Genomic DNA, 13,905 nt, shown 5'->3' on the forward strand with positions numbered 1-13,905 from the left:
CGGCACAGGCATATTTAAGACCTCTGCTTCAAGGGGAAGACTGATTGCGCCCATCGCGCACGCCCTGGCGGATTTCCTGCACATCGGCCAGGATGGTCCAGAACTGCTTGGCCTGCTTCTTGTACTGGTAGTCCACCTCGGCCACGTGGTTGCCCCAGATCTCGGAAATACGGCTGTCCAGGCTGGGCTCTGGCAGCTGCAGGTAGGCCTCGGACTCCGTGCCATCGCGGCGCACACGAGCACCTGCGTTGCGGGCAATCTTGAGCATGGCCGTGTTTTCGCTCAGGGCATGGATGAACATCATGTTCACCCCCTTGTTGCGGGCGTGCAGCATGGCCCGTGCAAACAGCCGTGTGCCCAGCCCCAGACCGCGCGCTGTCTTGAGCACTGACACCCCAAACTCCGCGCAGTTGCGGTGCTCAGCCAGATCGGTATAGGCCAGGTGGGCCATGGCGATCAGCTCCAGGCGGCGGTTGAAGATGCCAAAGATGTTGTCGCGCTCAAAGTCCAGGCTGTCGGCATAGCGCACGACCTGCTCGTCATTGGCGGCATAGCCAAAGCGCAGGTAGCGGTCACCTTCATCGAGCTTGAGCAGGTGGGCGCGAATGCGTGCGCGGTGGCGCTCGGACAGTTCACGAATCGGCACCAGCACAGGCACATTGCGCTTGGCCGATGACCGGCGCAGCAACTCCCTGCCTGCTTTCCAGGGCGTGGTAATCCAGCGGATCAGCTCAGTCATGGATGAATTCCTCTGCAAACGGCGGAGTCAGGGGTGCGAGTCGGTACAGCTGCATGCCCCGGAGAGGATGGCAGGCAGAACTAGGGTTTTCCATAATTTACTGCATTGCAGCATCAAAACCCTGTCGTGCAGGTTTACATGCCGCCCTGAAGGGCATATTACGCACAGAACATGGCTTTTGCACCACAGAAAAACCAACAGCACCCGCAGGTGCTGCTATGACAGAGTCTCAAATCATCAAAATCAATAGCTGCTAGCGCTTGATTAGCAATGTTTTCAGATACTTTTCTACCTGAATTCTTTTATTTACAAGCGCTACAAGCTATTGTTTTTAAACAGGCACTGCTGTGGTAGCTTTTACACGGTCCAGCACAAAGCTGGTCTTGCAGTCCGACACGCTGGGGTGCTTGAGCAGGGTTTCCATGATGAAGCGGCTGTAGTGCTGCATGTCAGCCACTACCACGCGCAGCAGGTAGTCCATCTCACCGGTCAGCGATGCACACTCCACCACCTCAGGCCAGCCCTGCACGCTTTGCTTGAAGGCATCCATGGGGCTGCGCTTGTGGGTTTCCGTGCTTTTTTCCAGGCGCACATTCAGGTAGGCCGTCAGGCCCAGCCCCACTTTTTCGGGCGGCACCAGTGCGACATAACGCTCAATCACGCCGGCCTCTTCCAGGCGCTTGACGCGACGCAGCACCGCGCTGGGCGATAGCCCCACCTGCTCGCCAATCACGTCGTATGTCTCTCGTCCATTTTCTTGCAAGCGGCGCAAAATGGAACGATCCAGCTTATCGAGGTTATGTTCTGTGCTCATGAGCCGAGATTTTATGCATGCGGCAACTCATATATAAGACTTAAGACTGCGTTTTTCAAACAAAACGCTATCTGGCGCAAAATACTGCCTCAGCGCAAACCCTTGACACCGGGAAAAGCCCCATTCATGCGCTACCGCAGCCAACTCAACAATGGTCCATCTCACCACGCACAAGAGAGGCTGATATGGACCATCTGTGGCTCAAGCACTATCCCGCCGGTGTTCCCCATGAGATTGACACCAGCATCTATCGCTCCGTTGTAGACCTTCTGGAAGAGTCCATGCAGAAATATGCGGACCAGCCTTTCAGCGTCTGCATGGACGTGTGGATGAGCTACCGGGAGCTGGAGCAGCGCTCGCGCCAGCTGGGTGCATGGCTGCAGAGCCTGCAGCTGGAGCCTGGTGCACGCGTGGCCATCATGCTGCCCAATATTCCACAGTTTGCCGTGACCATGGCTGCCGTGCTGCGCGCCGGCTACACCTGTGTCAATGTCAATCCGCTCTACACAGCGCGCGAGCTGGAGCACCAGCTCAAGGACTCTGGCGCGACCGCCATCGTGATTCTGGAAAACTTTGCCCACACCCTGGCCGAAGTGCTGCCACGCAGCGGCATCCGGCACATCTGCCTGACGGCCATGGGCGACCTGCTGGGGCCGGTGTATGGCCGCTGGATCACCTTTGCCGTGCGTCACCTGGCCAAGATGGTGCCTGCGTTTGAGCTGCCGCTGAACGGCTGCACACTTACCCCGTTCAGAACAGCGCTGTCTCGCGGCGCACAGCGGTCGCTGGAGCGCCCCCAGCTGGACCACGACAGCATTGCCTTTCTGCAGTACACGGGGGGCACCACCGGTCTGGCCAAGGGCGCTGTGCTGACGCACCGCAACATCATTGCCGCCACGCTGCAGGCCGAAGCCTGGTTTGCTCCCGCCTACGAAGGCCGCGCCGACATGCGCAAGCTGCACGGCATTGCTGCGCTGCCGCTGTACCACATCTTCGCGCTGACACTGCTGCTGCTCACCCTGCGCCAGGGATCCAGCCTGAGCCTGATTCCCAACCCGCGCGACATCCCCAAGTTTGTGGCCGTGCTGCGCAAGCGCCCCTTCCACACCCTGCCCGCTGTCAATACCTTGTTCAATGCCCTGCTGCAGAACGAGCAGTTCCGCCAGATCGACTTTTCCTCACTCGCCGTCACGCAGGCGGGGGGCATGGCTGCTTCCGAAGGTACAGCCCTGCAATGGCAGAAGGTCACGGGCAGGGTCATGGTGGAGGGCTGGGGCATGAGTGAAACCTGCGCCATTGGCACCAACAACCCGGTCAACGCCACCACCTTCAGCGGCACCATCGGCCTGCCGCTGCCCAGCGTGGAAATCGCCATCAAGGATGACGACGGCAACGACCTGCCCATTGGCGCTGCAGGCGAAATCTGCATTCGCGGCCCGAACGTGATGCAGGGCTACTACAACCAGCCCCAGGAAACCGCCAAGGCATTTACCGCAGATGGCTACCTGCGCACCGGCGACATCGGCGTGATGGATGAAAACGGCTACACCAAGCTGATTGACCGCAAGAAGGACATGATTCTGGTCAGCGGCTTCAACGTCTACCCGAACGAGCTGGAAAACGTGATTTCGCTGTGCCCTGGCGTGCTCGAGTGCGCTGCCGTGAGCGTGCCAGATGAGCATTCGGGCGAAGCCATCAAGGTGTTTGTGGTGCGCAGCGACCCCAGCCTGACCGAAGACCGCCTGCTGCGCTACTGCCACGACCACCTGACAGGCTACAAGCGCCCCAAGTACATCGAGTTCCGCGACGAACTGCCCAAAACCAATGTGGGCAAGATCCTGCGCCGCGCATTGCGCGACAACCCGGCAGCAACGCCTGCACAGCCGCATTGAAGATGCCGCACACCATGACCACTCCGGGCCTGTGGCCCAGTATGTTTTTTCTGGAGCGTGGCTGGCTCTCGGCCAACAACATCGTGTTTCTGGATGCCGATGCCGCCACCATCGTGGACACCGGTTACTGCATCCATGCCGAGCAGACACTGTCCCTGGTGCGCAGCTGTATCGGCACACGGCCTTTGGGGCGCATTCTGAACACCCATCTGCACAGCGACCACTGTGGCGGCAATGCGGCGCTGCAGGCCGCGTGGCCCGAGGTACAGACCTGGATTGCGCCAGGTCAGGCGCAACATGTGGCCAACTGGAACCCTGAAGCGCTGAGCTACACCCCGACCGGCCAGGCCTGCCCGCCATTTCACGCCGAGCATGTGCTGCAGCCGGGCACGGAGATTGCACTGGGTGGCCGCCCCTGGCACATCCATGCCGCGCCAGGCCATGACCCGCATTCCATCATCTTGTTCGAGCCTGAGCGGCGTCTGCTGATCTCAGCCGATGCACTCTGGGAAAACGGCTTTGGCGTGGTCTTTCCGGAAATCGAAGGCACGCAGGCCTTTGAAGAAGTCGCTGCAACGCTTGACGTGATTGAAGCCCTGCAACCCGCGCTCGTACTGCCCGGGCATGGCCCCGTGTTCAGCGATGCAAGCACCGCACTGGCCACAGCACGCAGGCGGCTACAGCACTTCATGCAGCAGCCTGAACGCCATGCACGCTACGCGGCCAAGGTGCTGCTCAAATACAAATTGCTGGAGTGGCAGCAGCTGCCACTGACGCAGGTGTGGGCCTGGTGCGCACAGACACCCTATATGGGCATGCTGCACGAACGCTATTTCGCGACCCAGCCCTTGCAGGCATGGCTGGATGCGCTGGTGCAGGAACTGGTGGACAGCAGGGCCGCCACGCTGGAGTTGCTCGACGGCACGCCTGTATTGATGAACCGTTAACTGGAAGGGGCGTGCTGGCCCCCATCCCTGCCTTCCCCCAGAGGGGGAAGGAGAAAATGCCATTCCCCGCATCTGGGGAGGGTTAGGGTGGGGGCCAATCTGGCGCACACCACCCTGCCTGCATCTAGAAATTCACCCTCACCCTAACCCTCTCCCGTAAACGGGAGAGGGGAAAAGAATACCTTCCCTCACTGGGCAAAGGAAAAAGACTCCCTCTCCCGTTTACGGGAGAGGGCTGGGGTGAGGGTATGAAGGATGCTGAAGTGGGGAAAAAAGAATCCCCTCCCCCACTGGGGGAGGGTTAGGGTGGGGGCCAGCCTGACGCATGCCACACCGCCTGCTTTGGTTGGAGGCAGTGATGGCCCCATCGCTACCGCCCCCCAGAGAGGAAAACCCCTAAGGCAAATCGCGGTTGTACGCCGTGACGGTGTCCTTGGGGCCAACCTTGCCCAGACGGGCCCTGAGCGACTGGGGCTGGCCGGTAATCAAAGCAGCGTAGTTGGTGGTGTTAGACAGCACCTTCTTCACATAGTCCCGCGTTTCCGTAAACGGCACGTTCTCTGCCCAGATGGCACCGTCGAGCACCGGACCGTTGCGCCAGTTACGGGGGCGGCCGGGGCCTGCGTTGTAGCCCGCTGCGGCCAGCAGCATGGAGCCATCAAAGTCATCCAGCGCCAGCTTCAGGTAGGAGGTGCCGATGGTGATGTTCACATCGCGGTCATTGATCATGTGCGGCTTGAAATCCGTCATGCCGATTTTCCTGGCTGTCCATTTGGCCGTGGCTGGCATGACCTGCATCAGCCCCGAAGCGCCCACATGCGAGCGTGCATCCATGATGAAACGGCTTTCCTGACGAATCAGGCCATACACATAGGCCGGGTCCAGACCAATGCTCTGGGACTGGGCAATCACCGCATCGTGGAAAGGCATGGGAAAGCGCTGGTTCCAGTCCACCACTTCGCGGGTGCGCTCGCTGGTGTTGATGCAGCGGTCCCACACCTGCTTCTGGCAGGCCAGGTCAGCAGCGGCCAGCAGCTCACGGTCCTTCATACCACCGGGGGTATGCAGGCCAATGGTGTAGTTCCACTCCCGCACGCCTTCGCTGCGCAGGCCCATGTTGATGGCATACAGCGCACGCTGCAGACCCGGGTTCTGGGCGGCCGCAGCTTTTTCAGCCGGTGTCAGCAGCGCGGGGGCTGGCGGCATCTGCACCACCTGGCCCAAATCTTCCAGCGCCAGCTTTTCGTAGAAGCCCTTCACGCCTGCAATGCTTTGCAGCAGTTGGCGGGCCTGTGCCTGGTCTGCCTCGCTGGCGCGGCGATCGCGCAGCAGGGCCTGTGCTTTCCAGTACACCCAGGTGCTGTCCGCCTGCAAAGCTGCAGGCATGGCATCAATCGCCTTGCGCACGGCATGCCAGTTGCCTGCACGCAGCTGGGCACGCACCATCCACTCCTGGGCATCGTCAGGCATGCGGCCGGGCTTGCTGACCTTGGCGAAGTAGCCCACGGCATCGTCCGAAAGGCGGCGTGCACTGACCTTGCCAATCACACCCCAGACCCAGTCGCGCTCTTCGGCGCTCAGCTGGCTGGCCCATGTATCTTCCATCAGCGTTGCGGCTTGTGCAGGGTTTTGATTGGCCACGCGCAGCAGGGCCAGCACCGCCAGTTCACGGCGGGTATTGCCACGCACTTTGCTGGTGCCCGCCAGGTATTTGATGGGGGAGGCAAAGACCTCGGCCACGTGCTGTACGGAGTCCGGTGCCACGATGGCCACGGCACGGCGCACGGCCGTCTGGCGGTTGGCTTCTGCCGCAATGCGGGCACGCTTCCAGACCGCATGGTCTTTGAGCTGCTGGGCGGCATACAGCTCGCTGGCAGCATAGGTGCAGCCATCGTCGCCATCGCGCTGGCCGTACCACAGGCGCAGCACTTCCTCTGCCGTCTCTGGCGCTGCGCGGCCTTCAATGGTCTGCACGGCCAGCTCATAGCAGCGCACTTCCTTGTCGTCACGCATGCGGAATTCCGCCAGCTGCTGGTCAAAGTCTGCCCATGCACGGCGCTGGCCCAGCAGCAGCAGCCAGTCATTGCGCAGGCGGTCTTCCTGGTAGGTGCCGCGCCAGCGCTGCAGGAAGGCATCCACCTCCGCCTGTGTGGCCTCGGGCAGGCGTGCCTTCAGCTCCCAGTAGGCAGCCCAGGGTTCCAGCGGATGGCCTGCCGCCTGCGGCAGCAGTGCGGTCAGCCGGGATTTGTCGCCCTTGCGTGCAGCTTCCTGCATCTGCAAAAGCACCTTATCTCCGGGTGCCGTCTGGGCACTCGCCGAGGAAACCACGCCGCCAAAAATCGCGGCGGCGCAAAGCGATGTCAGAATCTTGTGCAATTGCATACTGGGAATTATGTGATGGACAAAGCAGCCTTACGACGCACCTTGGTGCAACAACGCCTGAATATGGCTGACCGCCTACAGCGTGCCGATGATTTGCAGCGCGTGATGCGCATCTGGCTGGTGGACCGGCCCGACACCATCATCGGTGCCTACTGGCCCATCAAGGGCGAATTCGACCCCCTGCCCGTGCTGCACCGCTGGAAGGAAGACGGCGAACTGCTGGACAAACCGCTGCGCCGCCGCATTGGCCTGCCCGTGATCGACAAAGTCACCAAAACCATGCGTTTTCATGCATGGTACCCCGGATGCCCGATGGAAGAAGACGCCTACGGTATTCCTAAACCCAAGGATACGGAAGTACTCACTCCCACCCTGCTTTTTGTGCCCTGCGTAGGCTATGGCCCCGGGGGCTACCGGCTGGGCTATGGTGGTGGTTTCTACGACCGCACACTGGCCGCGCTGACACCCCGCCCCTACACCGTGGGACTGGGCTTTGCGCCGGGCTTTATCGAAGACTTCACGCCGCAGCCCCACGACCTGCCGCTGGACACCATCCTCAACGACAATGGTGTGGTCTGGCCTGTGTAAGGCCGTTTGTTAGATTGAGATTGGCATGCCTGCTCGCAAAAAGAAATCTGTTCCCCAGCGCCTGATTCGCCGTCGCCCTCCGCTGACCATCATGCGCGAGCCCCTGACCCGCGAAGAGGTCAACCGCCTGCATGCCCATATGCGCAAGCACGGCCCCGCCAGTCTGACCATGCGCCAGCACAATGCCATCTGGGATTTTCTGTTTGACACCCCCGAGAGCCAGGCCTGGCTCAGCGACATGGCCGAGCAGATCCGCTCCGGCCAGCGTGGCATGCAACCCAGCAAATCTGCAAAAAAGTGAGCTTGTAGCGCTCAAAAATAAAGGGTTTCAGATAGTTTTCTATCTGAAACCCTTGTAGTTCAAGCGCGAGCAGCTATTTTTTATGACGCCTGCGTGGCCTTCCAGCGCTGCCAGCCTTTGGCACGCAGATCGCAGGCCGGGCAGCTGCCGCAGCCGTAGCCCCAGTCATGCAGCACATCGCGCGTGCCCTGGTAGCAGGTGTGCGTATCCTTGACGATCAGCTCCACGAGCTTGTCGCCCCCCAGATCCTGGGCCATCTGCCAGGTCTGCGCCTTGTCGATCCACATCAGCGGCGTCTCAATGCGCAGGCGGCGCTCCAGCCCCAGATTGAGTGCCAGCTGCATGGCCTTCATGGTGTCGTCCCGACAGTCGGGATAGCCTGAAAAGTCTGTTTCACACACGCCGGTGACGATGACCTGAATGCCACGGCGGTAGGCCAGCGCCCCCGCCACCGTCAGGAACAGCAGATTGCGCCCGGGCACAAAGGTGTTGGGCAGGCCATCAGCCTGCAGGGCAAAGGCCACATCATCGGTGAGCGAAGAGCCGCCAATTTCCTGCAGCACGTCCAGCGACAGCACATGGTCTTCGCCCAGGCGGCGGGCCCACTGCGGAAAACCTGCACGCAGCTTTTCACGCACGTCCAGGCGCACATCCATTTCTACGCTGTGGCGCTGACCGTAGTGAAAACCCAGCGTTTCCACGCGCTCGTATTTGGACAGCGCATGGGCCAGACAAGTGGTGGAGTCCTGTCCACCCGAAAACATCACAAGAGCCGAGGTATGCATGGCGCGCAATTACAGCACATGCCCCGGCCCGGCTGCTGCGGAGACTACGCAGCGCGTAGCTGCTGCTACTTGAACTGCTTGCGCAAAAAGGCCTTGTGGCGGCCAATGTGCTCCAGCTGCGCGGGCTTGAGCGTGCCGTCCAGGTCTTCATCTTCAACATTGAGCACGCTGTTGGCATAGTCCAGCGCACGCTGGACCACCTCTTCCTCGCTCACGTCCTGCTTGGCTGCCAGATCCATGGCCACGCGGCGCATGGCGCGCTGACCCAGCATCCACATGGCGGCATAGGCATCCCAGGCCGCCGCGTTCTGCTTGAGCTTTTCATGCTCGGCCAAAATGTCCTTGAGCGGCCTGGCCAGAATCTCCTGCAGCTCTTGCATCTGGGCCTGCATGGCTTCGAACTGCGCTTCACGCTCCAGCGCGGCAGCGGCTTTTTCGGCCTGTGCAGCGGGGTCTTCAGGCAGCGGCACGCTGCCATCGGGATTGAGTTGGGCAATGGTGAGATCTGACAATATGGACATAACGCTCTCCAACAATAGCAAGAAGAAGGCAGCGACTCTACCAACAAAGCCCATGTCTTCTCAGCACCCGGGAAACGCAACGCGCTGCGCCCGCCTACACTTCACAGCATGAAGATTTACCAGGTCGGCGGTGCTGTGCGCGACCGCCTGTTGCAACGTCCTTTTCATGACACCGACTGGGTGGTCGTTGGCGCGACACCCGAAGCCATGACCGCGCGCGGCTTTACGCCCGTGGGCAAAGACTTCCCCGTCTTTCTGCACCCCCAGACCCACGAGGAATACGCGCTGGCCCGCACCGAGCGCAAGAGCGGTGTGGGCTACCGTGGCTTTGTGGTGCACACCTCGCCCGATGTCACGCTGGAAGAAGACCTGGCCCGGCGCGACCTCACTATCAATGCCATAGCTGCTCCCGCAGACTGGACGGGCACTGGTGACGTTTTTGACCCTTACAACGGCCAGGCCGATTTGCAGGCCAAAGTGCTGCGTCATGTGACCGAAGCGTTTCGCGAAGACCCGGTGCGCATCCTGCGCGTGGCACGCTTTGCGGCGCGCTTTGCCGACTTCAGCGTCCACCCGGACACCATGCAGCTCATGCGTGAAATGGTGGAGGCTGGTGAAGCCGACCACCTGGTGCCCGAGCGCGTGTGGCAGGAAATCAGCCGTGGGCTGATGGAAGCGGCCCCTTCTCGCATGTTCGAAGTGTTGCGCACCTGCGGTGCCCTGCAAGTGCTGCTGCCGGAGCTCAACCGCCTATGGGGCGTGCCGCAGCGCACCGAATACCACCCTGAGGTGGACAGCGGCATCCACGCCATGCTGGTGCTGAACATGGCCGCGCAGCTCGAAGCCCCCTTGCCCGTGCGCTTTGCCTGCCTGTGCCATGACTTTGGCAAGGGCACCACACCTGCCGATATGCTGCCGCGCCACATCGGCCACGAGCAGCGCAGCGCCCAGCTGCTCAAGCCCGTGTGCGAACGCTGGCGCGTGCCCAATGACTGCAAGGAACTGGCCGATCTGGTGGCACGCGAGCACGGCAACATCCACCGCAGCCAGGAGTTTGGCGCGGCCGCGCTGATGCGCCTGCTGGAGCGCTGCGACGCCATCCGCAAACCCGAGCGCTTTGCCCAGGCCCTGCTGGCCTGTGAATGCGATGCACGTGGGCGCACCGGCTTTGAAAACCGCCCCTACCCCCAGCGCGAACGGCTATGGAACGCCCTGCAGGCAGCGCTGCAGGTGGATACAGCCACGATTGCCAGAACCGCTGCGGAGCAAGGCCTTAAAGGCAAGGCGATTGGGGAGGCCGTCAGCGCTGCACGCACCACAGCATTGCAGCAATTCCTGAACTCCAGCACCTGAGTACGAACCTCTCATGGCATTTCGCAGCCAGTCTCCCGCCATGCCCGAGCTACCCGCAGCGTGGCGCAAACTCACCAGTGCTGCCATTCGCGAACGCGGCATTAACTATTTTCTGGACGATACCGTCACCGCTCTGGAGCCCGAAAACGGCCATGAAGGCCTGTGCTTCACGGTGGAAGGCAGCACACCCTACAGGGTAGAGTTGGATGTGGAGCATCCAGAGGAGTCCACCTGCACCTGTCCGCATGCAGAGACCGTGTACGTCTGCAAACACATGGTAGCCGCCTATCTGACCTGGAAATCCACACAGACACCGGCCGACACCAATGCCTCCACCGGCACACCGGCACGCAAGCTGTCGCCACGCCTGCAAGCAATGCAGGCGGACATGGACTTTCTGCAAGCGCAGTCACTGCAGGCCCTGCACACCTGGATTGCCGAACAGTGCGACCGCAGTCCGGAATTTGCCCTGCAACTACGTCTGTGGCGACAGACCGAGCAGGCCAAGCACACGCCCATGACACCCGCGCAATGGCGCAGCTTTCTCACCAAGGCCATGCCCCAGAGACAAGGTCTGTATGGCCGAGAACTGAGCCGCTGGGCCGAACATGCCATGCAGGCACTGCAAACTTGGGAAGACCTGCTACCCACGCAGGCCGACAGCATCCGCACCGCCTGCACCATGGCACTGCGCCGTCTGTACAAACTGTGGGAGACAGCCGATGACTCCTATGGCCAGCTCTACGATCTGCATGTCTGGCTACAGGACATGCTGATGCGCAGCGTACAGGCCGCGCCGCCACCAGCCAACTGGCTCAAGGACTGGCTGAAGCTGCTGGAAGAAGACCCGCTCGGCAACTGGGACGAGGAAGCCTTTCTGCGCCACGCGGGCACGCCACTGCAGCAGGCTTACTGCCGACATGCCGTGGCGCAGTGGGAGGCATGGTGCAAAGCCTCTCCCCGGCACCTGCCCACTCACGACACAAGGTCTTCAACCCAGATGCATGGGAGCGTTCCCGCAAACGCTATCTGCTGCGCAAGCGCTATCTGTGGGCCATGGAGCAGAGCATGGACGTCAGCGCCCTCATCGCACTGATGCAGCAGACAGCCCAGACCGATGATGAATGGCTGGATGCCTATCGCTTTTGTGAACGCCACCAGCGCCACCGCGAAGCCATGACCATGGCCCAGCTCGGCGTGCAGCACCACCCCTCCAGCTTTGCATTGCGCCAGGCACTCCTAGCCTGCTACATGCGTGATGGCTGGGACCAGGAGGCGCTGGCCCTGTCCGAACAGCTGGCGCTGGAGCGTTCGCACGAGGGCCCTCAACTGGCGCTGTATCTGCAGTGCGCCGTGGCCTGCGGTCATACCCGCCTTTCCGCCCGTAATGCGCTGATCGAAAAAATGTGGGAGCAGGCATCACCAAGTCCGTACAAGAATATGGGCGATGCCATCCGCTGGCTGCTGCGGGACAACGACTGGAAATATGCGCTGACCATCATGCAGCGCCCCAGCGCCAGCTGCGAGACAGAAACTCTGTGCCAGCTCGCCGTGCGCCTGCCAGCCACCCATGCTGCACAGGCCGTCGGCATCTTGCAGCCACTTTTTGATCGCGAAATGCAAAAAGCGTCCAGCCCGTATGCCCAGGCCCTTCGGCTGGTGCAACTGGTGGTGCAACGCATGCCGCAGGCCGATGCACAGACATGGCTGCAGTCACTGCGCCTGACTTACAAGGCCAAGCGCAAGTTCATGGAAGGCCTGCAAGCCATCGCCCTGCCTGCTGACTGAGGGCTGCCAGCGCCAACATCGCGCTGGTTAACGACCTGAACCCTGATAGCTGCGCTGCAACGTCTGTAGGACAAGGGAATTCCCGCTCCCACGGAACCGACAGACGACGGAATATGGGCTTTCCAAGCCTTATTCCGTCATCTGAAAGGAGTGCTGTCATGGTTTATCAACTCCCCGGACAACCTGGTGCACTGCACCAGTATCAAGCCCACTACGACCACTACATTGGCGGCCAGTGGGTTCCACCGGCAGGAGGCCAGTACTTTGACGTGGTCACGCCCATCACCGGCAAGATCTACACCAAGGCGGCGCGCGGCACGGCTGCGGATATTGAAAAAGCACTGGATGCTGCCCACGCCGCGGCCGATGCTTGGGGCAAAACCAGCGCCACCGAACGCGCCAACATTCTGCTGCAAATTGCCGACCGCATCGACGCCAACCGCGAACTGCTGGCCTATGTGGAAACCATCGACAATGGGAAGGCGATCCGCGAAACCCTGAACGCTGATATTCCACTGTCTGCCGACCACTTCCGCTACTTTGCCAGTGCTATCCGCACGCAGGAAGGCGGCATCAGCCAGATCGACAACGACACCGTGGCCTACCACTTCCATGAACCACTCGGTGTGGTCGGCCAAATCATTCCGTGGAACTTCCCCATCCTGATGGCTGCGTGGAAGCTTGCGCCTGCGCTGGCCGCTGGCAACTGTGTGGTGCTCAAGCCTGCGGAGCAGACGCCCATCAGCATCCTGGTGCTGGCAAACCTGATTGGCGACCTGCTGCCGCCGGGCGTGCTCAACATCGTCAACGGCTTTGGCCGTGAGGCCGGCATGCCGCTGGCGCAAAGCAAGCGCATTGCCAAGATTGCCTTCACCGGCTCCACCAGCACAGGCCGCGTGATTGCCCAGGCGGCCTCGAACAGCCTGATTCCCGCCACGCTGGAACTGGGCGGCAAGTCGCCCAACATCTTCTTTGCCGATGTGATGGACAAGGACGACAGCTTCCTCGACAAGGCCATCGAAGGTCTGGTGCTGTTTGCCTTTAATCAGGGTGAGGTCTGCACCTGCCCCAGCCGCGCACTGATCCATGCGTCGATTTACGACAAGTTCATGGAACGCGCGCTGGCGCGTGTGCAAGCCATCAAGCATGGCAACCCACTGGACCCCAACTCCATGATGGGTGCGCAAGCCAGCAAGGAGCAGCTCACCAAAATCCTGTCCTACCTTGATCTGGGCAAACAGGAAGGTGCCGAGGTGCTGATCGGCGGTGCGCAGGCCCAGCTAGGTGCAGACTTGGACGGTGGCTACTATGTGCAGCCCACCATCTTCAAGGGCCACAACAAGATGCGAATCTTCCAGGAGGAAATCTTCGGCCCCGTGTTGGCCGTGACCACCTTCAAGACCGAGGAGGAAGCGTTGGAAATTGCCAATGACACGCTCTACGGCTTGGGGGCGGGCGTCTGGAGCCGCAACGGTAATGTGGCCTATCGCATGGGCCGCGGCATCAAGGCCGGGCGTGTGTGGACCAACTGCTACCACCACTACCCGGCCCACGCGGCCTTTGGTGGCTACAAGGAGTCCGGCATTGGCCGTGAAAACCACAAGATGATGCTCAACCACTACCAGCAGACCAAGAATCTGTTGGTGAGTTACGCCGAAACCAAGCTGGGCTTCTTCTGAGACGGCTGTCGTAGCACCCCGGATGCGTCGTTGCGCCCGCTCGCCGTAGCGCTGCTACTGCCTTCGCGAGCGCGCCTCGCCTGCGGGGCGCTACGCCACCCTTCTTATGGATGAAA

Annotated in this window: 13 protein-coding genes; 8 read left to right on the plus strand and 5 right to left on the minus strand. The window is 61.3% G+C overall.

Features of this window, described 5'->3' with window-relative positions; all coding sequences use genetic code 11:
• Positions 1-28: 28 nt before the first annotated feature.
• Positions 29-739: a GNAT family N-acetyltransferase gene (locus F7P80_RS10340; protein WP_151044580.1), complete on the minus strand. Its 711-nt coding sequence runs from the start codon at positions 737-739 to the stop codon at positions 29-31.
• Between the two features lie 331 nt (positions 740-1,070).
• Entirely contained in the window at positions 1,071-1,553 is a 483-nt protein-coding gene (locus F7P80_RS10345) for an Lrp/AsnC family transcriptional regulator (RefSeq protein WP_151044582.1), read from the minus strand.
• A 185-nt stretch (positions 1,554-1,738) separates the two neighbouring features.
• On the opposite strand from F7P80_RS10345, the gene F7P80_RS10350 reads away from it, so the two are divergent.
• Together F7P80_RS10350 and F7P80_RS10355 are read left to right on the plus strand one after the other, a co-directional pair.
• Entirely contained in the window at positions 1,739-3,445 is a 1,707-nt protein-coding gene (locus tag F7P80_RS10350; protein WP_054067778.1) for an AMP-binding protein, read from the plus strand.
• A gap of 14 nt (positions 3,446-3,459) precedes the next feature.
• On the plus strand, positions 3,460-4,392 hold the full coding sequence (locus F7P80_RS10355) for an MBL fold metallo-hydrolase (protein ID WP_249041439.1): 933 nt from the start codon (positions 3,460-3,462) through the stop codon (positions 4,390-4,392).
• A gap of 396 nt (positions 4,393-4,788) precedes the next feature.
• Here F7P80_RS10355 and F7P80_RS10360 read toward each other — a convergent pair whose 3' ends face one another.
• Entirely contained in the window at positions 4,789-6,774 is a 1,986-nt protein-coding gene (locus F7P80_RS10360; RefSeq protein WP_151044584.1) for a lytic transglycosylase domain-containing protein, read from the minus strand.
• A gap of 15 nt (positions 6,775-6,789) precedes the next feature.
• Here F7P80_RS10360 and F7P80_RS10365 point away from each other — a divergent pair, with 15 nt between their 5' ends.
• Together F7P80_RS10365 and F7P80_RS10370 are read left to right on the plus strand one after the other, a co-directional pair.
• Positions 6,790-7,362 carry a 5-formyltetrahydrofolate cyclo-ligase gene (locus F7P80_RS10365; protein ID WP_151044585.1) on the plus strand — a complete coding sequence of 191 codons (573 nt, stop codon included), beginning with the start codon at positions 6,790-6,792 and terminating at the stop codon, positions 7,360-7,362.
• A 25-nt stretch (positions 7,363-7,387) separates the two neighbouring features.
• Complete coding sequence (locus tag F7P80_RS10370; protein WP_054067782.1) at positions 7,388-7,663, plus strand: hypothetical protein; 276 nt, start codon at positions 7,388-7,390, stop codon at positions 7,661-7,663.
• Positions 7,664-7,743: 80 nt separating this feature from the next.
• Here the strand turns inward: F7P80_RS10370 and queC are convergent, their stop codons facing one another.
• Together queC and F7P80_RS10380 are read right to left on the minus strand one after the other, a co-directional pair.
• Entirely contained in the window at positions 7,744-8,448 is a 705-nt protein-coding gene (gene queC, locus F7P80_RS10375; RefSeq protein ID WP_151044587.1) for a 7-cyano-7-deazaguanine synthase QueC, read from the minus strand.
• Positions 8,449-8,513: 65 nt separating this feature from the next.
• Complete coding sequence (locus F7P80_RS10380) at positions 8,514-8,969, minus strand: hypothetical protein (protein ID WP_151044589.1); 456 nt, start codon at positions 8,967-8,969, stop codon at positions 8,514-8,516.
• 108 nt (positions 8,970-9,077) lie between these two features.
• Here F7P80_RS10380 and F7P80_RS10385 point away from each other — a divergent pair, with 108 nt between their 5' ends.
• The 4 genes from F7P80_RS10385 to exaC all read left to right on the plus strand — a co-directional run bounded on the left by F7P80_RS10385 (position 9,078) and on the right by exaC (position 13,789).
• Positions 9,078-10,322 (plus strand): multifunctional CCA addition/repair protein, encoded by a 1,245-nt coding sequence (locus F7P80_RS10385; protein ID WP_151044591.1) that lies wholly within the window; start codon positions 9,078-9,080, stop codon positions 10,320-10,322.
• A gap of 13 nt (positions 10,323-10,335) precedes the next feature.
• Positions 10,336-11,418: an SWIM zinc finger family protein gene (locus F7P80_RS10390; RefSeq protein WP_151044593.1), complete on the plus strand. Its 1,083-nt coding sequence runs from the start codon at positions 10,336-10,338 to the stop codon at positions 11,416-11,418.
• Positions 11,391-12,110: a hypothetical protein gene (locus F7P80_RS10395; protein ID WP_151044596.1), complete on the plus strand. Its 720-nt coding sequence runs from the start codon at positions 11,391-11,393 to the stop codon at positions 12,108-12,110. Before F7P80_RS10390 ends, F7P80_RS10395 begins: the two co-directional genes overlap by 28 nt.
• 158 nt (positions 12,111-12,268) lie before the next feature.
• Complete coding sequence (exaC, locus tag F7P80_RS10400) at positions 12,269-13,789, plus strand: acetaldehyde dehydrogenase ExaC (RefSeq protein ID WP_151044598.1); 1,521 nt, start codon at positions 12,269-12,271, stop codon at positions 13,787-13,789.
• Positions 13,790-13,905 lie beyond the last annotated feature (116 nt).

Source organism: Comamonas kerstersii (assembly GCF_008801935.1).
Lineage (GTDB): Bacteria > Pseudomonadota > Gammaproteobacteria > Burkholderiales > Burkholderiaceae_C > Comamonas > Comamonas kerstersii.

What these genes read in the sequence shown, in the direction of transcription:
- F7P80_RS10340 (WP_151044580.1), bottom strand. Translation starts at nt 739, where the DNA reads ATGACTGAGCTGATCCGCTGGATTACCACGCCCTGGAAAGCAGGCAGG.
- F7P80_RS10345 (WP_151044582.1), bottom strand. Translation starts at nt 1,553, where the DNA reads ATGAGCACAGAACATAACCTCGATAAGCTGGATCGTTCCATTTTGCGC.
- F7P80_RS10350 (WP_054067778.1), top strand. Translation starts at nt 1,739, where the DNA reads ATGGACCATCTGTGGCTCAAGCACTATCCCGCCGGTGTTCCCCATGAG.
- F7P80_RS10355 (WP_249041439.1), top strand. Translation starts at nt 3,460, where the DNA reads ATGACCACTCCGGGCCTGTGGCCCAGTATGTTTTTTCTGGAGCGTGGC.
- F7P80_RS10360 (WP_151044584.1), bottom strand. Translation starts at nt 6,774, where the DNA reads ATGCAATTGCACAAGATTCTGACATCGCTTTGCGCCGCCGCGATTTTT.
- F7P80_RS10365 (WP_151044585.1), top strand. Translation starts at nt 6,790, where the DNA reads ATGGACAAAGCAGCCTTACGACGCACCTTGGTGCAACAACGCCTGAAT.
- F7P80_RS10370 (WP_054067782.1), top strand. Translation starts at nt 7,388, where the DNA reads ATGCCTGCTCGCAAAAAGAAATCTGTTCCCCAGCGCCTGATTCGCCGT.
- queC (WP_151044587.1), bottom strand. Translation starts at nt 8,448, where the DNA reads ATGCATACCTCGGCTCTTGTGATGTTTTCGGGTGGACAGGACTCCACC.
- F7P80_RS10380 (WP_151044589.1), bottom strand. Translation starts at nt 8,969, where the DNA reads ATGTCCATATTGTCAGATCTCACCATTGCCCAACTCAATCCCGATGGC.
- F7P80_RS10385 (WP_151044591.1), top strand. Translation starts at nt 9,078, where the DNA reads ATGAAGATTTACCAGGTCGGCGGTGCTGTGCGCGACCGCCTGTTGCAA.
- F7P80_RS10390 (WP_151044593.1), top strand. Translation starts at nt 10,336, where the DNA reads ATGGCATTTCGCAGCCAGTCTCCCGCCATGCCCGAGCTACCCGCAGCG.
- F7P80_RS10395 (WP_151044596.1), top strand. Translation starts at nt 11,391, where the DNA reads ATGGACGTCAGCGCCCTCATCGCACTGATGCAGCAGACAGCCCAGACC.
- exaC (WP_151044598.1), top strand. Translation starts at nt 12,269, where the DNA reads ATGGTTTATCAACTCCCCGGACAACCTGGTGCACTGCACCAGTATCAA.